Source organism: Pseudomonas syringae group sp. J309-1, assembly GCF_032582135.1.
GTDB classification, from domain to species: Bacteria; Pseudomonadota; Gammaproteobacteria; order Pseudomonadales; family Pseudomonadaceae; genus Aquipseudomonas; species Aquipseudomonas quasicaspiana.
The window spans coordinates 1-18,827 of sequence record NZ_JAWHNU010000024.1 but is presented as its reverse complement, the minus strand read 5'-3'; the positions used below and the strand labels follow the sequence as shown (position 1 = coordinate 18,827).

At 60.5% G+C, this 18,827-nt stretch carries 14 protein-coding genes; all 14 read left to right on the top strand.

What is annotated here, in order from left to right:
* Positions 1 to 97: 97 nt before the first annotated feature.
* The 14 genes from tagH (at position 98) to RX972_RS14645 (ending at position 18,753) form a co-directional block, all read left to right on the top strand.
* Positions 98 to 1,522, top strand: coding sequence for a type VI secretion system-associated FHA domain protein TagH (tagH, locus tag RX972_RS14710; protein ID WP_316876400.1), 1,425 nt, complete (start codon positions 98 to 100; stop codon positions 1,520 to 1,522).
* Positions 1,523 to 1,570: 48 nt separating this feature from the next.
* The gene (gene tssJ, locus RX972_RS14705) at positions 1,571 to 2,065 is read left to right on the top strand and encodes a type VI secretion system lipoprotein TssJ (protein WP_316876398.1); all 495 of its coding nucleotides are present in this window, start codon (positions 1,571 to 1,573) and stop codon (positions 2,063 to 2,065) included.
* Between the two features lie 15 nt (positions 2,066 to 2,080).
* On the top strand, positions 2,081 to 3,415 hold the full coding sequence (tssK, locus tag RX972_RS14700; protein ID WP_122396883.1) for a type VI secretion system baseplate subunit TssK: 1,335 nt from the start codon (positions 2,081 to 2,083) through the stop codon (positions 3,413 to 3,415).
* A 6-nt stretch (positions 3,416 to 3,421) separates the two neighbouring features.
* On the top strand, positions 3,422 to 4,744 hold the full coding sequence (locus RX972_RS14695; protein WP_316876394.1) for a DotU family type VI secretion system protein: 1,323 nt from the start codon (positions 3,422 to 3,424) through the stop codon (positions 4,742 to 4,744).
* A complete protein-coding gene (gene tssM / locus RX972_RS14690) occupies positions 4,741 to 8,247 on the top strand; it encodes a type VI secretion system membrane subunit TssM (RefSeq protein ID WP_316876392.1) in 3,507 nt (1,168 codons plus the stop codon). The genes RX972_RS14695 and tssM overlap by 4 nt, the downstream gene beginning before the upstream one ends.
* Complete coding sequence (gene tagF, locus RX972_RS14685; RefSeq protein WP_316876390.1) at positions 8,244 to 8,894, top strand: type VI secretion system-associated protein TagF; 651 nt, start codon at positions 8,244 to 8,246, stop codon at positions 8,892 to 8,894. Before tssM ends, tagF begins: the two co-directional genes overlap by 4 nt.
* On the top strand, positions 8,895 to 9,614 hold the full coding sequence (locus RX972_RS14680; RefSeq protein ID WP_027900013.1) for a PP2C family protein-serine/threonine phosphatase: 720 nt from the start codon (positions 8,895 to 8,897) through the stop codon (positions 9,612 to 9,614).
* 11 nt (positions 9,615 to 9,625) lie between these two features.
* The gene (locus RX972_RS14675) at positions 9,626 to 12,658 is read left to right on the top strand and encodes a serine/threonine-protein kinase (RefSeq protein ID WP_316876388.1); all 3,033 of its coding nucleotides are present in this window, start codon (positions 9,626 to 9,628) and stop codon (positions 12,656 to 12,658) included.
* A complete protein-coding gene (locus RX972_RS14670; RefSeq protein ID WP_316876387.1) occupies positions 12,658 to 13,374 on the top strand; it encodes an ABC transporter ATP-binding protein in 717 nt (238 codons plus the stop codon). Before RX972_RS14675 ends, RX972_RS14670 begins: the two co-directional genes overlap by 1 nt.
* Positions 13,374 to 14,576, top strand: coding sequence for an ABC transporter permease (locus tag RX972_RS14665; RefSeq protein ID WP_316876385.1), 1,203 nt, complete (start codon positions 13,374 to 13,376; stop codon positions 14,574 to 14,576). The genes RX972_RS14670 and RX972_RS14665 overlap by 1 nt, the downstream gene beginning before the upstream one ends.
* Positions 14,569 to 16,290, top strand: coding sequence for a formylglycine-generating enzyme family protein (locus tag RX972_RS14660; RefSeq protein WP_231676977.1), 1,722 nt, complete (start codon positions 14,569 to 14,571; stop codon positions 16,288 to 16,290). The genes RX972_RS14665 and RX972_RS14660 overlap by 8 nt, the downstream gene beginning before the upstream one ends.
* A gap of 86 nt (positions 16,291 to 16,376) precedes the next feature.
* Positions 16,377 to 17,312, top strand: coding sequence for a type VI secretion system-associated lipoprotein TagQ (gene tagQ / locus RX972_RS14655; RefSeq protein WP_099270311.1), 936 nt, complete (start codon positions 16,377 to 16,379; stop codon positions 17,310 to 17,312).
* 95 nt (positions 17,313 to 17,407) lie between these two features.
* Positions 17,408 to 18,313, top strand: coding sequence for an NAD synthetase (locus RX972_RS14650; RefSeq protein ID WP_027900019.1), 906 nt, complete (start codon positions 17,408 to 17,410; stop codon positions 18,311 to 18,313).
* The gene (locus RX972_RS14645) at positions 18,310 to 18,753 is read left to right on the top strand and encodes a hypothetical protein (RefSeq protein WP_316876380.1); all 444 of its coding nucleotides are present in this window, start codon (positions 18,310 to 18,312) and stop codon (positions 18,751 to 18,753) included. Before RX972_RS14650 ends, RX972_RS14645 begins: the two co-directional genes overlap by 4 nt.
* The last annotated feature ends 74 nt before the right edge of the window (positions 18,754 to 18,827 follow it).

The window sequence follows — 18,827 nt, the reverse complement described above, 5'->3', positions numbered from 1 at the left end:
CAAAGGGATATTTTTGCTGTTTTGATCAAACTGTAATCGTTTTGTCGCAGAAACAACCTTTCCGTTTTTTTGTTCGCGATGCATGCAAGGAGGCGCGATGTCGCTGCGTTTGACCATTACGAGTTATCACAAGATAACGCCAGGCCAATGTCCCGAAAAATCAATGGACAAAGGTGTGATAGCGATTGGGCGCAGCACGGATAATGATTGGGTATTACCTGATCCTGAACGCCTCGTTTCAGCCAGACATTGCGTCATTCAATATAAAGACGGCCGTTATTATTTGACCGATAACAGCACCAATGGCGTTGAATTGGTCAATGCAGGCATCAGGCTGCGCCGTGGAAACAGTGAGCCATTACAAGACGGCGAAGTTATCCGGATTGGCGAATACGAAATACAGGCACGCATTGATTTCAATCTGCAAATGATGGAACCCGGCCTCGGCAACGTGGACGCCTCAAACAGCTTTGAAGCGCTGATGGGTCGCCAGCAGGCTCCGTCGTCGCCCGTCCCCGCTGCTGCACCGTTGGACATGCCCACTCCGTCAGGTTTTCAGGGCCCGTCTTCGTTCGATACCCTGCCCGACCTGTTCGACTTTCTAACGCCGTCTGCCGTCCCGCCGGTTACTCAGCCGGACCATGTGCCAGCCGAACGACATGACTTCCGGCCGCCGACAGCCACCCATGCGCCTGCGGCTCCCGTATTCGAAACACCTGCGCCCGCTGCCCCCGCGCCAGGGGTAATCCCGGAAGACTGGGACCTGTTTGCAGATATGCCTGCGCCAGCCAGGCCAGCGGCAGTCAGCGCTGAACCTGTGCCAGAAATTCCGCCAGCGCCGATTCCTGTAGCAGTTGCTGAGCCCGCCCCGGCTCCGGCCCAGGAGCAACCGACGCCCCCCCCGGTTACCGCACCTGCCGCCAGTCACGCGCAACCTCAATTACTGCAAGCTTTTCTGCGCGGCGCAGGGCTGGATCAATTGCGCATCGATCACGCTCAAGCCGAAGCGCAAATGGAAGCCATCGGCCGCAGTTATCGGTTGATGGTTGAAGGCCTGATCGATGTACTGCGCGCGCGCACCAGCCTCAAGGGTGAGTTCCGCATGCAGCAAACCATGATCCGCCCGGTGGAAAACAACCCGCTGAAGTTCGCGCCCAATGCCGATGAAGCGCTGCTGCTCCTGCTGCGCCATGGCAATCAGGCATTCATGCCACCGGACCAGGCAATCAGCGATAGTTTCGACGATTTGCGCGCGCATCAACTGGCCGTCATGGCAGGCGTAGAAGCCGCAATCAAACACCTGCTCAAACGGTTTGAGCCCAGCGAACTGGAAGCGCGAATGAGTAAACCCGGCGGGCTTTCCAATCTCCTGCCCGGATCGCGTCAAGCTCAGTACTGGCAGCAGTTCAGCGAGCTTTACAGCAATATCTCCCGCGAGGCGGAAGATGATTTTCAAGACCTGTTCGGTCGCGAGTTCAGCCGCGCCTACGAGGAGCACAGCGCCCGGCTGCGGCGTCCATAGCAACGTGTTCGGCAACAGACAACGCCCCTGGATATCGAGGAAAAAAGGATGTTTCGTAGTGCTGTAGCAGCTCTTTTCATCATGCTGCTGGCCGCTTGTGCCAAAGACGCTCCACCTTCTGCCGACGCAGCGCCGGAAGCAAACGCGTTGACGTTGAATTTCCAGGCAATCGCCGGTCTCAATCCCGGCGCCAGCGGCCAGCCAGCGCCCGTGCGAGTGCGAATTTTCGAACTCAAGAACATCGCCAATTTCACCCGCGCCGATTACTTTGGCCTGGTGGAGCGTGCACCCGCGACCCTCGGTCCTGACCTGATTGATCAGGACGAAGTGCTGTTGCAGCCCGGCGAACAATTGAGCATCCAGCGCCCGCTTGATCCTGCAACCCGTCATGTCGGGCTCGTTGTCGGTTATCGCGAAATAGACCAGGCGCAATGGCGTGCGGTGCTTGATGTCGCCCCCGGCCAACGCCGCGAATATCAGATCAGCCTCGACGTGCGAGCCATACGCACCGATGCCGCGATCCCAACCCGTCCCGCTCAATAGGCAATCGGAGAACTCATGTCTTGGAACAATCGAGTGGTCTGGTCGGAAGGCATGTTCATTGGAACACAGCATTTCCAGCAGCATGACCGTTACCTGGAAAACCTCATCGATGCCCGCAGTCGGCCATTGTCAGCCGGTGCCTGGGGGTTCTCCGAGTTATTGATCGATCAGGGCCTGCTTGCACAGGGCAAACTCGCAATCATCTCGGCCCGTGGACTGTTACCGGACGGGACGCCGTTTAATATTCCGCAGGATGACCTGGCACCGAGTCCGCTGAGCATTGATGACAATCTGCGTGACGGGCTGATTTACCTGGCCTTGCCACTGCGTCGCGCGGGCGCTCGCGACACGGTTGATGAAGGCGAAGAACCCGGCGCGGCGCGCTACATCAGCCAGGTGCGCGAAGTGCGCGATGACAATGCGCCGTTTGAGAACCGCGCACCGGTAGCCATTGGCTCCCGCGCGCTGCGCTTGCTGACCGCACAGGATGGCTTGGGTGATTACGCAGCCATCGGCATGGTGCGAATCAAGGAAAAACGTGCCGACCGGGCGCTGGTGCTGGATGACACTTACATCCCGCCGGTGCTGGATATCGCGGCCAGCGCCCTTTTGAGCGCGTTTCGCAGCGAGCTGTTGGGCCTGCTGCATCAGCGCGGCGAAGCACTGGCCGGGCGCGTGGTAGCGTCCGGCGCGGGCGGAGCCTCGGAGATCGCTGACTTCATGCTGCTGCAACTGGTCAATCGGGCTCAGCCCCTGATCCAGCACCTCGCTCACCTGAGTCCATTGCACCCCGAGCGGTTGTTCAGCGAACTGGTGAGCCTGGCGGGAGAGTTCGCGACGTTCTCCGTGGCCGAGCGTCGCCCAGCGGAGTATCCGCCGTACCAGCATGACAATCTGGCGCTGAGCTTCACCCCGGTGATGCACGCCCTGCGTGAAGCCCTGTCGATGTTGATCGACAGCAAAGCCACGCCGATTCCGATTGTCGAGAAAGCCTACGGTATTCATGTCGCCATGCTGGCCGACCGCAGCCTGATCGAAAGCGCCAGCTTCATTCTTGTCGTCCGCGCCGACGTGCCGGGCGAAACCTTGCGCGGCCGCTTTGCCCAACAGAGCAAAGTCGGTTCGGTTGAACACATCCGGGATCTGGTCAACCTGCAACTGCCGGGAATCGGCCTGCTGCCATTGCCGGTTGCGCCTCGCCAGATTCCGTATCACGCAGGCTCCACCTATTACGAACTGGACCGTGGCAGTGAACACTGGAAACAGCTGATGAATTCCGGTGGCTTTGCTTTCCATGTAGCCGGTGATTTCCCTGGGCTGAACCTGGCTTTCTGGGCCATCCGAGGATAAATGGCGATGACCCGGAACGACGATCCTTCGAACCCGTTTGAATCCCCCAATGACCGCACGCAGTTCATGCCGCGACCCGGTGGACGCGGGCCGCAGCCGGTAAATCCGGAGCAACCGACGGCCCCACCTGCTGCTCCCGCCGGCCCGGCGCTGACCGGCAAGGCGCAAGGCCTGAACCCGCTGGAGTCCGCCGCCGGGCCATTGCTGGCTTTGCTCACGCGCTTGCGCAGCACCATCGCGCATCCCGCACCGGCGAGCCTGCGCGCACAACTATTGGGTTATCTGCGCCAGTTCGAACAGGACGCCGAAGCAGCCGGTATCGCTCGCAATGAGGTGCTGCTGGCGCGTTATGCGCTGTGTACCGCGCTGGACGAAGCAGTGTTGAGCACGCCTTGGGGCAGCACCAGTGAGTGGGGCAAACAAAGCCTGCTGATCACGGTGCACAACGAAGCCTGGGGCGGTGAAAAGGTCTTTCAGCTTCTGGAACATTGCCTGCAAAGCCCGCGCGAACGCCTGTATCTGCTGGAGTTGCTGTACCTGTGCATGTGCCTGGGTTTCGAGGGCCGCTATCGGGTAATGAATGACGGTCGCAGTCAGCTGGACGCTTTGCGTGAGCGGACCAGTGCAGCCATCCGCAGTGCACGGGGTGAATACGAACGCGAGCTGTCGCCTCATTGGCGCGGGCTGAGCGTGGCGCGTGATCGCCTTTCCCAATTCATGCCGCCTTGGGTCGGCGTAGCCATTGGCCTGGCGCTGCTGTTACTGCTGCTCTTCGGCCTGCGCCTGAAGCTGGCATCCGATGCCGAACCGGTCTTCAAGAACATCCATGCACTGGGTGAAATTCCGGTGCAGGCCATCGACCGTCCTGTCGTGCAACCCAAGCTGGTAGAGCGTCCGCGTCTGGCGGGCTTCCTCGCTGATGAAATCAAGGCAGGCCGGGTCTCCGTGGAAGACGCTGTGGATCGCTCGGTGGTAACCATTCGTGGTGACGAGCTCTTCGCTTCCGCCAGCGCCAGCATCGTCGACGATTACCAGCCCCTGATGCTGCGCATCGCCGACGCGATTCGTAACGTCAAAGGCCAGGTTCGCGTCACGGGCCACAGTGATAATCGCCCTATCGCCACGCTGCGCTTCCCTTCGAACTGGGCGTTGTCCCAAGCGCGTGCCGAGCAGGTGCTGCAGATTCTCGCCGCTAAAACCGGTCAGCCGCAGCGCTTTACCGCCGAAGGGCGTAGCGACACCGAGCCGCTGGCACCGAATAACACCAGCGAAGGCCGGGCGAAGAATCGCCGGGTAGAAATCACTGTTCTGGCGGAGGGGGTCGAGTGAAGGCGTTTTTCGGTTTTTTCATTCGCTGGATCGTCCCGGTTCTGGGACTGATCGCGTTAAGTTTGATTATCTGGTTTGTCGGTCCGTTGCTCGAAGCCCTGGTGCCGGAAGGCCGTCGCTGGGCGCTGATCATCCTGCTGTTCGCGGCGTGGCTCGCGTACCGGGTATTTCGCATCGTTCAGGCGCGTCGTCAGGCCGCCAGAGTCATGCAAAGCCTGGCTGCGCAAGAGGCTCCGGACCCGGCCAGTGTCGCCACGGCAGAAGAACTCGCCACCTTGCGCCAACGCATGGACGAAGCGCTGACACTGCTCAAGAAAGCCCGACTGGGCGGCGATGAGCGACGCAATCTGTACGAACTGCCGTGGTACGTGATCATCGGCCCGCCGGGTTCGGGCAAGACCACTGCGCTGGTTAATTCCGGCCTGCACTTTCCGCTGGCGGCGCAGATGGGTGCGGGCGCGATTCGGGGTGTGGGCGGGACGCGTAACTGCGACTGGTGGTTCACCGATCAGGCCGTCTTGCTCGATACCGCCGGCCGCTATACCACTCAGGACAGCCATGCGCAGGTCGATAAAGCCGCGTGGCTGGGCTTTCTGGACCTGCTGAAAAATCAGCGTTCGCGGCGTCCTATCGACGGCGCTTTCATTGCCATCAGTCTGTCTGACCTGTTGCTCGGCACTGATGCTGAGCGTGAGGTGCATGCCGTTGCAATCCGCGCGCGTATTCAAGAGCTGTATACCCAGCTCGGCGTGCGTTTCCCGATCTACCTGATGCTGACAAAGCTGGATCTGGTGCCTGGCTTCATGGAGTTCTTCGATGCCTTGAGCAAAGAAGAGCGGGAGCAGGTCTGGGGGATGACCTTCGCCCTCGACGATGGCAAGAACGCGCAAGGTCCGCTGGCTGAATTTCTCAGTGAATTCGCCCTGCTGGAGCAACGAATCAACGCACGTTTGGTGGAGCGCTTGCAGCAAGAACGTGATCCGGCACGGCGAGATCTGATTTACGGCTTCCCTCAGCAATTCGGCGCGTTGAAGGATTGCCTGCAAAGCTTCCTGGACGGGGTATTCAAACCCAACGCCTACGAAGACCGTGCTTTGCTGCGTGGGGTGTACTTCACCAGCGGCACCCAGGAAGGCAGCCCGATTGACCGCCTGATCGGCGCCATGGCCCAAAGCATGAGCCTGGACCGCCAGCATCTGGCGCGCCAGAGCGGCACCGGGCGCAGTTATTTCATCCACAAGCTGTTCACCGCCGTGGCGTTTGCCGAGCGGGGACTGGTGGGCGTCAACCCGAAAGTCGAACAGCGCCGCAAATGGATCGCCCGCGGGGTTCTGGCAGCGACCATCGCGGTGGTGCTGACGGTCAGTGCATTGTGGTGGGTCAGTTATCGCGCCAACCAGGCGTACATCGCTCAGGTCGATCAGAAGGTCGCGCCTTTGGGCCAAAGCGTACAAAACCTGAGCCCGGCACAACGCGATGTGCTGGCGGTATTGCCATTGCTCAATGCGGTCAAGCATCTGGCAGGTGACGCACCGGACTGGTCTGAGGGGCTGGGGCTTTATCAAGGCGACATGCTTGAGGCAGAGTCCGGCAGCGTCTATCGCAAACTCCTCATCGCGGTCTTCGCACCACGCCTGGTGACGCGCATTGAAGAGCAACTCCACAGCGGTGGCAGTTCCGATTACCTGTACGAAGGTCTGAAGGCCTACCTGATGCTCGCCGACAACGAGCATTACGACCCTGACTTCATCAAGGCATGGATTGCTCTGGACTGGGACCAAAACCTGCCCCGCGACCTGCCGCCGGAACAACGCCAGCAATTGGGTGAACATCTGCAGGCGCTGTTCGAGCGCCACCCGCCTAACGCACGCCTGGACCAGCGCCTGATCGACGACCTGCGCCGCCAACTGCAACAGTTGCCCGTTGCGCAACGCGTTTATGACCGGGTCAAGCGACACAAACTGCCCGAAGGGGTCGCTGACTTTCGCCTCAGTGAGGCGGCCGGTCGCGATGCGCCACTGGTGTTTGCGCGCAAGAGTGGAAAACCGTTGGGCGATCCTTTGAGCGGCTTTTTTACCGCCAAGGGCTATCGGGAAGCCTTTCTGGCCACCAGCCTGACGCAAGCGGGCACGCTGGCAGAAGAGCAATGGGTGCTGGGCCGCGATCAGGCTGATCAACAGAATGTTGCCAGTCTGGCCGCTGACGTTAGGCGTCTGTATTTCCAGGACTACCTGAGAAACTGGGACGCCCTGCTCGCCGACATCGACTTCGTGCCCATCACCAGCGTGGCGCAGGCCGCGGACGTGCTGCGCGTCCTCTCCGGACCTTCTTCGCCCTTGAAGAAACTGCTGGTGGCCGTCGCCAAAGAAACAGACCTGCAACAGGAAGAAAAACTGCTCGCTGCTCAAGGCAAGAAAGTCGATGGCAATGTCGATCAGCTCAAGCAAAAGCTCGGCTCGTTGCTGGGTCAGGAACCACCGGCCAGCAACACCGCAACGCCGGTCAGCAGCGAAGACCCGGTCAGTGCGCACTTTGCCGAACTCAACAGTCTGGTCAGCAAGGGCGAAGGCGAACCGGCTGCCATTGACGGTCTGCTGGCGGACATGAATGCGCTTTATGTACAGGTCAGTGCCATGGTCGGTGCCAGCGGCGATGCACTGCTTGGCGAAGCGAAAAACTCGGCCACGGCAGCAGCGCAACGCGTCAGCCTGACGGCAGAGCGCCAACCGCCTCTGGTACAGGGCTTGGTCAAATCCGTGGTCAGCTCAACCACCAACACGATGATGGGCGGTGTGCGTAACCAGTTGAACGCCGCCTGGGTGAGCGAAGTGGTCAACGTTTATCGCCAGTCCCTGAGCGGGCGTTATCCCCTGTCGCCCGGCAGCAATCGCGATGCCACCCTGGATGACTTCGGCCAGTTCTTCGGGGTTGGCGGGGTGATGGACAACTACTTCCGCAGATACCTGCAACCTTACGTCGATACATCGGCTTCCACCTGGCGCTGGCAGCCCGGTGCGGCACAGAAACTGGGGATCAATGCAGGCGTGCTGCAGACCTTTCAGCGTGCTGCGGCGATCCGTGATGCGTTCTTCCGTTCGGGTGGAACTCAACCGATGGTGCGCTTCGAGCTGAAGCCGGTGGCCATGGATGCTTCGATTACCCAGTTCCTGCTCGACCTTGATGGCCAGCAGATCAGCTACGACCACGGCCCAAGCCGCCCCGTGGCGATGCAATGGCCGAATGCCGGGAGCATCGGCGTGGTCCGTATGTCCATTTCGCCGCCATCGGCCAGTGGTCGCTCGGCCATTACCCTGGACGGCCCCTGGGCCTGGTTCCGTCTGCTGGAGCAATCGGATCTGGTGGCGGGCAGCTCGCCGGACCGTTTCAATCTGCGCCTGCGGGTCGACAGCGCGAGCATCTCCTACGAGCTGCGCGCCAACAGTGCTTTCAACCCATTCAAGAGTCGCGTCCTCAGCGGCTTCAGCCTGCCGGAGCGGTTATGACGACAGGGTTTTACGGCAAGCTGGCCAGCCGCGGCGATTTTGTCAGCCGTGGCCTGCCGCAGAGTTTTATCAAGCCTTGGGACGCCTGGCTCGCCGCCGGGTTGCTCGCCAGCCAACAGCAACTGGGCAGCCAGTGGCTGGACGCTTATCTGGTCAGCCCGCTCTGGCGTTTCGCACTGGCCCCCGGCGTGTGCGGGCCCGATGCCGTGGTGGGTGTGCTGATGCCGAGTATTGATCGGGTCGGGCGTTATTTTCCGCTGACCGTCGCTCAACCTCTGGCGAGCGATTACAGCCTTGGCGCAGTGGTGACCGGCCCTGAAGACTGGTTCGAACAGACCGAATCATTGCTGCTCTCGACGCTGGACGAAGGCGCCAGCTTCGAAACCTTCGACAGCAACCTGCAAGCACTGGGTGCGCTGCCTGCCACACCACGAAAGCCTGTGGGCAACTTCGCTGGCCTGCAGCGAATGGCCGCGACGGAACCTGCCCAGCGCAGCGCGGCACTGGTGGACAAGGCCTGCGACCACGCGAGTCTGTGGTGGGGCAAGGGCTCGGAACAGATCGCGCCGGGCCTGCTGCATTGCACAGGGCTGCCAGCCGCCGCGCAATTCGGCAGTTTTCTGCTTGGGCAAGGAGCCACGAACTAGATGTCTCGCATCACCTATAAATCTGCCTGCTACAGCCACGTCGGCATGGTGCGCAAGATCAATGAAGACGCCTTTCTGGAAGCGACCGACAACGGTCTGTGGGCTGTGGCCGACGGCATGGGTGGTCACGCCGCCGGGGACTATGTCAGCAGCCTGATCGTGGACAGTCTGCGGGGTATTCCGGTGTCGCAGGATCTGTCGCTGTACACCCGCGAGTTGCGGTCCCGGATGGCCGAGGTCAACGCGACGGTGCGCGAAGAAACCAAAACCCGTGGCGTGAGCATGATGGGCAGCACGCTGGTGTTGCTCGCCGTAAGAGAGGACGAAGGCGTGTGCCTGTGGGCCGGTGACAGCCGCCTGTATCGCTTGCGCGACGGTGTACTGGAAAGCCTCTCTCGTGATCACAGTTACGTCCAGGACTTACAGGACAGCGGCCTGCTCAGCGAAGCACAGGCCAGAGTGCACCCGCGCGCCAACATCGTGACCCGCGCCATTGGCGTGGAAGAAGGACTGGAGCTGGCCATGGTGCCGCTTCAGATCGTCCCCGGTGATACCTACCTGCTGTGCAGCGACGGCCTGAACAAGACCGCTGAAGATCATGAAATTCGCGACGTACTTGGCCACAGCGACCCGTATCAGGTGGTGCGCAGCCTGATACACCTCGGGTTGACGCGTGGTGCACCCGACAACATCACGGCAATCGTCGTCAAAGCCAACTGAAGAAAGCATCCATGGATATCTTGATACCCGGTTTTGACATAGAAGGTGAGATTGGCGAAGGCGCCATGGCCACGGTCTATCTGGCGACCCAGCGTTCACTGCAACGCAAGGTGGCGCTGAAGATCATGGCCGCGTCGCTCGCCGCCGACCCCAGCTTCTGCGAGCGCTTTCTGCGCGAAGGACGCACCCTCGCGCGGTTGTCGCATCCGCACACGGTCACCATCCATGACATCGGCAATGTAGACGAGCTGTACTACATGGCCATGGAATACTTGCCCAATGGCACGCTGAAGGAGCGCATCGCTGAGGGCCTGAGCCCTGAGCAAGGCTTGCTGTTCATCCGCCAGATCGCCTCCGCGCTGGGTTACGCCCACGCTCAAGGGCTGGTCCATCGCGATGTGAAACCGGCCAACATCCTGTTCCGTGCCGACGGCACAGCCGTGCTGTCGGACTTCGGCATCGCCAAATCCCTGGACGACCGCACGCAGTTCACTCAGGCCGGTTTCACCGTGGGCACTCCCAGCTACATGAGCCCCGAACAGGCTCGCGGGCAGGACATCGATGGACGCGCCGACCTGTATGCGCTGGGCGTGGTGCTTTACGAGATCCTCGTCGGCAGGCTGCCGTACACCGGCGTCGACGCACTCTCCACTGCGCTGGCCCACCTGACCGAGCCGTTGCCAGAGCTGCCAATCCATCATGACCGCTATCAGGACATTCTGCGTCGGCTGTTGGCCAAGGACCCGGCGGAGCGTTTTGCCAATGCCGAGCAACTGATTGCAGCGCTGGATAACCTGCCGTCGGCAGCGACTGAAAGCACGCTCATTCAAACACTACCGATTCCACCACAGGCAGGTCTTGATCTGGCCGGAATCACCCCGGAGTCCATCGAGATTCCGCGCAGCGCGCCAACGTCGCCGCCGCCCCCACAGGCAAAACCGACAGCAGAAAAGACGGAGGCTTCCAGCCAGCGTCGAGGCCCGATGCTGGCGTTGCTCGGTGTCGCCATTGCTGCTGCCTTGGGCCTGGCAGGCGGCGGTTACTGGTGGATGAGTTCGCAAAGCTCAACGGAAATGAACCAGGCCGATAACACACCGACAACACCCCGCTCTTCAGCGGCAAACACAGCACCTGTCGGTCAATCGTCAGCGGTGGATCCGGCCCTTGCGGCCAACGCTGATGGCGGACAGCGCCCACTGCTGATGCCCGGCAAGAAAACCCTGTTTCAGCGTGTGTTGAGCAAGCCCGGCGCAAGCTATGCGAGCGAACCGGGTGGTCAGCCAAACAAACCATTACCGTCGTTTTCTGTGCTTTACGTTTATCAGCGCCAGACCGTCGATGGCACCCAGTGGCTACGCGTCGGCCCTGCCAGCGATGGTCGCAGCGAGGGCTGGCTGCCTGCTGCCCAGATCAGCGACTGGAAACAGAGCCTGGTGCTTAAATTCACTGAGCGCTCCGGCCGTTCACCCGTGATGTTCCTGCGCCAGCCCGGCGAACTGGAAAACATGCTGAGCAACACCACCGCCGCAAGAAACCTGTTGCTCAAGGCACAAAACGACCCGGACGATAGCCAGCAGGTGCTGGCATTGGAGCCCAGCGCCAGCGCAGTACCGCCGGATCAGTTCTACCTGTTGCCGATTTTCGAATCCCGGGAAACCTTCGATGAAAACGGCCAGCCTGTTCAGTTGTTGAATGTGGCGTCCATCGACCCCGGCAGCGAGCAACGCAAATCTGCCGATAGCGCGAACGCTAAACCACAGGCCAGCACCGACAACTTCCGCACGGCAGTCGTGCTGGTTGTGGACACGTCGGTGTCGATGCAGCCCTACATCGATCAGGTTCGCACCGTCGTGCACGAACTGCAGAGCAAGATCGCTCAGCGCGGTGAGCTGGACAATGTCAGCTTCGGGATGGTCGGGTTTCGTAACAATGTCAGTAAGACCCCTGGACTGGAATACTTGAGTAAAACCCTGATCACCCTTGATCAGGGTCGCGATCCAGAGCGATTCATGCAACTGGCCAGTCAGGTCAAGGCAACCTCGGTATCGAGCCATTCCTTCAACGAAGATTCGTTCGCGGGGGTCATGCGGGCAGTCAACGACATGGATTGGTCAGGTTACGGCGGGCGCTTGATCCTGCTGGTTAGTGATGCCGGTTCTCTGCGCAAAAACGACCCTTACAGCAGCACGCAAATGAACGAGGCGGAGGTCCGTCAGGCGGCGCTGAGCAAGCAGATCAAAATCTATGCGCTGCACTTGCGCACTGACGCAGGCAAAAAAAACCATGCGCAGGCCGAGCAGCAATACCGAACGCTGACCGCCGACGCCAACCCGAAAATCGGCGATCTTTACATCCCCGTCGCGGGCGGCGATGTCGGTAAGTTCGGCGCGCAAGTCGATGAGATCGGCACGGTATTCGCCGACCTTGTGCATCAGGTACGCAGCAACCAACCGCAGGCTGTGCCAAATCTGGCTGCTGCGCCCAGCGTTGCCGACAAGTCAGCGGCCATCGGTTATGCGATGCACATGGATTTCCTTGGGCGTAAATCGGCGAGTCAGGCCCCGCAACTGGTCAGCGCCTGGGCCGCAGACCGCGACCTGACCAACCCGACGCTGCCCGCGTTTCAGGTCTGCGTCATGCTGACCAAGTTGCAGCTCAACGACCTGCAGCAATCCCTGAAGCTGATCGTTGATGCCGCTCGCAAAACCAAGACATCACCGAAGGACTTTTTCCAGGAAATCGCCAGCGCCAGCGCCTACATGAGTCGTGATCCTTCGGCACTGCGCAAAGGCGCAAAACTGGCCGAAGGCGGCGTCCTCGGTGAATACCTTGATGGCCTGCCTTATCGCAGCAAGGCGTTGAGCATGACTCAGGACTTGTGGCTGTCGTTGAGCGTGGCGGAACAGGAAGACTTCATCGACGAACTGGATTCGAAAATCCGTCTATACGAAACCTTCCACAATGATCTGGCCAACTGGGTCCGGTTCGGCGACGCCGAGCCGGGCGACGCGCTGTATCGCGTCCCGCTGTCGACGCTGCCTTGATGCTCAGCCTGCGAGATGTGCGCAAGACGCGAGGCTCGGGCAGCCAGCGTTACAGCCTGGTGATTCCGCGCCTGGAGCTGACTGCCGGACAACAATGGGCGTTGCTTGGGCCAAGCGGCAGTGGCAAGAGCACGCTGCTGGATCTGCTGGCGCTGGTGTCGTCGCCGGATCATGCCCAGCGTTTTGACTTCTCGACGTCACAAGGCGAATTCGACGTCGGCGGCCTGTGGCGTAACGCGCAGCAGAACCACCTGGCGCAATTGCGCAGCCGTCATCTGGGTTACGTACTGCAAACCGGCGGCCTGCTGAGCTATCTCGATGTGCGCGGCAACATCACCCTGCCCCGCCAGTTACTCGGCCTGAAGGACGACGGCCGCGTGCAGCGCCTGGCCGAGCAACTGGAAATCGCCGACCAACTGCACAAGAAGCCACCTTCGCTTTCCGTTGGGCAGCGCCAACGAGTCAGTTGCGCCCGTGCGCTGGCTCACTCGCCGCAATTGGTACTGGCCGATGAACCCACCGCCGCACTGGACCCGTTCAATGCCAACAGGGTCATGCAGCTTCTGCTCAGAGGCGCGGCAGATCAGCAGACCTGCTGCGTGATCGCCACCCACGACGAAACACTGGCTCGTACAAACGGCCTGCGTTGCCTGCGGATTGCTTGCCGACGCGACCCGGACGGCGGTGTCACGGCAACCCTTGAGGAGGCCCGCTGATGCGCCCTTCTCTAGTGGCCAGCCTGGCCTGGCAAGATTACCGCGCCGATGCACGCCTTTCGGCCTGTGCCGTGCTGGCATTGGTGGCCGTGATCGCACCGCTGCTAGTGCTGTTTGGCCTCAAGTTCGGCCTGATCAGTAGCCTGACCCAACGTCTGGAACAAGATCCCGGCGTGCGCGAAGTAATCCCCATGGGCGGCGGCCGCTTCACCCGAGGCTTCGTCGAACTCCTGGCACAACGGCCTGACGTGGCATTCGCCATACCGCGCACCCGACAAATCGCAGCAACCGCAGATTTGAACAGCCAGGCGGCAGGTCCGGCGGTGAACGTCGAGATGATCCCCACGGCGGCCGGTGACCCGCTGCTGGAAGGTCTGAAAGTGCCAGTGCAAATCAACAGCGTGGTCCTCAGTCACACCGCTGCGGAAAAACTTGGCAGCAAACCGGGCGATTGGCTGGACGCCTCTTTCACCCGGCAAGTCGCCGGTCAGGCACAGGTGCAACGCACTCGTCTGCAAGTGCTGGCGGTGTTGCCTCTGGCAGCCTTCGAGCGCGATGCAATGTTCGCAACGCTGAGCCTGCTGGAAGCTGCCGAAGATTACCGCGACGGCCGTGAAGTCACAGCCTTGGGCTGGTCAGGCGACCCTACAACGTCTGCGCAAAAGCGGGTCTACCCGGCGTTCCGGCTGTATGCAAACGACCTCGATGGCGTCGAATCCCTTCGCCGCTATTTCGCTGACAGCGGACAACTGGTTTCAACTCAGGCACAGGCCATCGATCAGGTTCGGTCCCTGAGCAACAACCTGTCCATCACCTTCTGGATCATTGCCGGGCTGGCCGTCACCGGTGCATTCGCCGCGATTTTCGCCGGGGCGCTGGCGGCCGTTGAGCGTAAGCGGCGTGAGCTATCGGTCTTGCGTTTGCTCGGTTTCAGTACCGGCGCGCTGCTGCTGTTCGTGGTGCTCCAGGCTCTCTACAGCGGCGGGCTGGCGGCCCTGCTCGCGGCCGGCGTGTATGGCCTGGCCGAAACTGGACTGAACCGATTGTTCGCGCAGGCAACCAACGAGTACGCCAGTCACCTGTTACCTGTTCACTACCTCGTCGCCCTGCTCGCGGTGCTCGGTGCCAGCCTCAGCGCGGCGGCGATGGGCGGCTGGCGCGTGGCCCGAATTGAAGCTTCAGAAGGAATTCGAGATGTTTGAGTTTCGCAAAGCCGCGCTGGCCTTGGCTGTTGTGTCGCTGTGTATGGCCGGTCAGGTGCTGGCCGACGATACCGACAAACTGGACAACCCCAAGCCACTGCCGGATGACGTCAGCCTGCCGCTGCCTTGTGACGGCGAAATGGTCTTTCGCTACGTTTACATCCTCGCGCAAGGCAGCCTGGATGATCGCGAAATCAGCCTCGGCTATCCGTTCAGCGAAGGCGAGCCTGGCTACAAACAGTCGTTTATTTCCGGCTATCGGCGCGACTTCATCAACGGTCAGTTCACCCTCAAGGACTTGTCCAGTGACTGGGGCAAAACCATTGGCCCGGTACTGCCCAAAACCGACAAGGGCACGCCGCTCAAGCCGATGATGTACTTCATCGGCAAGTACGAGGTCACGGCACGTCAATACGCACAAGTCATGGCTCAGGCTCAGTCGCTGGCCAGCGGTGAACCTGCCCCGGCATGCGAAGAGCCCCAAGGCATGGCCGCTCGCTTGCCGAAGGTCAAACTGTCGCGCTTCGAAGCCGAACGCTTTGCGGCGGTCTACAGCGCCTGGCTGATGAAAAACCATCGCGACCTGCTGCCAGTCAGCGGCCGCGGTAACGACGTCGAGGACGGTGGCATCGGATTCGTTCGCCTGCCCACTGAAGTGGAATGGGAGTTCGCGGCGCGTGGCGGTCAGGCGGTCAGTCGGCAGGAGCTAGAAGCCCGGCTGTTCCCTCGTCGTGTTGAAGGAAGCGAAAGCGACGGCCCGCTCGCAGACTGGGCAGTCTTCAATCAGGTGGCGGGCGGTACCGGCCAGGCCGCAAGACTGACGCCCATTGGCACCAAACTGCCTAACCCTATTGGCATGTTCGACGTGATCGGCAACGCGGCGGAGATGGTTCAGGAGTCTTTCCAACTGGTTCATGCCGGGCGTCGCCAGGGCACCTACGGCGGCTTCGTTGCCAAAGGTGGCAACTACCTTGAGGGCGAAGGCACGCTGTTTACCGGCATGCGCCGCGAGTACCCGCTGTTTGCCGCCGACGGCACCGAACAGAGCAATGAAACCACCGGTTTTCGCGTTGCCATTGGCGCGTTGTCGGCACCCCGCTCACGCTACAAAGAGCTGTTCACCCAGTGGGAAAAGGAAGGTCGTCTGGCCTCGCTGACCGACGCCATTGATGACGCTCAGGATCCGACCAAGCGTCTGGACAGCATCATCGCCGCCAGCGCCGATCCGCGCCTGCAAGCCGAGCTGGGCCTGGTCAACGAAGAGCTCAAGCGCAACGTCTCGCTGATCGCCCGACAGCGCGAAGAGGCCGCAGGCAACCTGATCCAGTCAGCGGCCTTGGTGGCCGAGACCATCAGCAACTACAACATCCGGCTGACCAATCTGAAAAAGAGCCAGCAGCAGGCGCTGGACGCCAAGGATGAGGCGACCGCCAAGCTGTTCGGCACAGCGCTGGACAACGGGCGCAACGCGCTGGATGGCGCCGTTGCAATCTACATCGACAACCTGGCCACCGGCACCCGCTACACCGATGCGGTGATCCAGGCGCAATTTCAACGCATCAAGGAAGAACTCAATCGCAAACCGATCATCGGCAAGAGTCTGGTGACACGGGCAACACTATTCGTGCGTCATGTCGGTAACTACCGCCAGCAAAAGCGGGCCGATCCGGCGGCGATATTGAAGGAATTGCTTGCATCGGCAGGTCAGCAATGACCCGTCGTAGTCTTGCAAATACAGAGGGGACTCGGGCGGCTGTAAGCCGCGTCGGGCTAGTCCAAACTAAAGAAGAGAACGCAAATATGCTTTTGTCCCGTAAACCCCTGCTCACCCGTTCCACTGGTCGCGCTCTGATGATGACCGCGGCTGGTTTTGGCGCGGTCATTCTTACCGGTTGCGCCAGCTCGCCAGTGTCCAAAGTAGGCGCGACCACCAAGGTCGAGTACTACCCGACATGCTACGAGCCGGTACAACACCTGCGCAGCACTGATTCGGACATGACCAAATCGGTCGCTACCGGTGCCGCATTGGGCGCTGTGGGTGGCGCACTGGCCGGCGCATTGACCGGTGACTCCGAGAAGCGTGGCCGCAACGCCGCCATCGGCGCAGCGGGCGGGGCATTGGTCGGCGGCGCAGCCGGTTACTACACCGAGCGTCAGAAGCAGATCACCGATGACAAGCAGCGTATCGCTTCGTACGCAGGCGACATCAACAAAAGCGCCGCTGACATCGACCGCAGCACTGCTTACGCTCGTGCTTCGCAGTCCTGCTACCAGCAGCAGTTCGCCAACCTGATGACGGCCCGCAAAGCCAAGACCATCAACGACACCGAAGGCCGTAAGCGCCTGGCGGAAATCGTATCGGGCCTGAAAGAGTCCAACGACCTGATCACTGCCGTAAACGGTCGTGCCAGTGAAGACCTGAGCAACTACACCCAGGCTTACGAAAAAGACCTGCAACAAGTCGGCGTACAGCGCACCGACGTAGCAACCGTGGCTGCAGCCGACGCCGCTCCAGCTGCCGCAGCGACCACCAAGAAAAAGACCAAGCAGCCAGCGAAAGCCAAACTGCCGGTCGTTCCACAAGAAGCCGTGAAGACCGAGAAAACCCTGGTCGACGCCAAAGCCAAGCAGGCTGAAAGCGACAAGGTTGCCACCGCTGGTAAAAGCCAGGTTGAGGGCATGTGCAAAAGCCCTGACGTAGGCGACTGGGCTCCGGTTCCTTGCCCTAACGTTTGATTGACTGGCTGTCGCTGTAATCGATAACCGCCATCGGCCCTCTCTGCATGAGGGGGCTGCTGGTGGTTTATCGTGCATGACAAGGAAGAAACAACATGACCCAGATTCTCACCGGACTGAGCAACAACCCCTCTCAATTCCTGGCCCGCCAACGCATCGAAAGCCGCATAAACCTGCCCCGGCTGTTCGCCGCGATTGATGCCGACCCCGGCATCGTGGGTGCTGGCGTGGTCTACATAGACGCTGATTTCAACGTCGTCACACTGCGCGAATTCACGCCCATCTGCAGCATCCAGCCCAAGCGCATCATCCTGCGCGAAGCCAAGAAATACATCGCTCCCGCCCAGTTTGCCCACGAGGTGCAAAACAACCCGCGTGAATCGCGCGTGGTCAAGGAAGCGGTCGGCGCCACCCTGTCCTGCGCTGGCGCAATACTGGGCTGGCTCGTGGTGTTCAGCGGAACGGTGGCGGTGCCGTTTACGGCGGGGGCTAGTATTGTGGTTGCGGGGATTGGGGTTGCTGCTGCGACTGCAAGTACCGGGCAATGTGTAATTGGAATGGTGCGCACCTACAATGAAACAGACGACCCATTAGCTAACGACTCGATGGACGACGCTAACTGGTACCGTAACGTTACGCCCGTTCTGGATGCTGTTTCTCTGCTAGGAGTTGGTGCATCAGGACTGACAACACTCAGGTTTTTACAGGCTCGTAAGGCAGCCACAGGCCGTAGCTGGTATGAAACGTCGAAAGGCCTGTCCAGACAGCAGCGTAAAGCTTTGACGGAGGAGTTGCTCACGCTTAAGCACCCGGAGCTCACAAGCAAATTGCTAAAACTAAAGCAGCAATCCGGCGCTCTCACGAAACGCTTTACTCCCACGCAAATACAGCATGCCACACGCACCCAGATACAAGACGCGCTGGGAGCATCTATCGGTTTGGTAGGCAGCGGCACAGTTCAAAGCATCGCGGTCGGTCTTTACGAGGAGCTAGCACCATGATGCAGACCGACGGCTTACAAGCCTTCCTTGCCAGATATTTCCCAACATTCATCGGCGCATTTTTTCTCGCGGTATTTTCCATAAGTGCCGCCATCTCATTGGCTAGCAGCACTTACTTTCGCGAGTATTCCGAGCGGGGTAGCTACTCGGCGATGGCAGCCATCGCGCTCTCGGTGGTCCTGTGTTTCGGTAATTTCATGATGATCCGGGGGAGGACCTGGGGTGTCTGGATCATCGTCGCATTGCTGATAATCAGCCTGCTCACGGTGCTACTCACCTTTGGCTACAGGCCGCACATGTTCTCCTACACCACTGGAATACTTTTCCCTTTGCTTGGGCTGCTGATGCTCAACTCGAAAAGGCATCGGGAAATGCGGGAGGAACTGGTCAAAATTCGAGAGCAACGCGTGAAAGCCCGGAACAAAAGCCTTAAGCACTGAGCTGGTCTAATGACCCCGGACACCTCAATAGGGGAAACTATATCCATTGAGGAGTCACCATGACCAAGAAATAC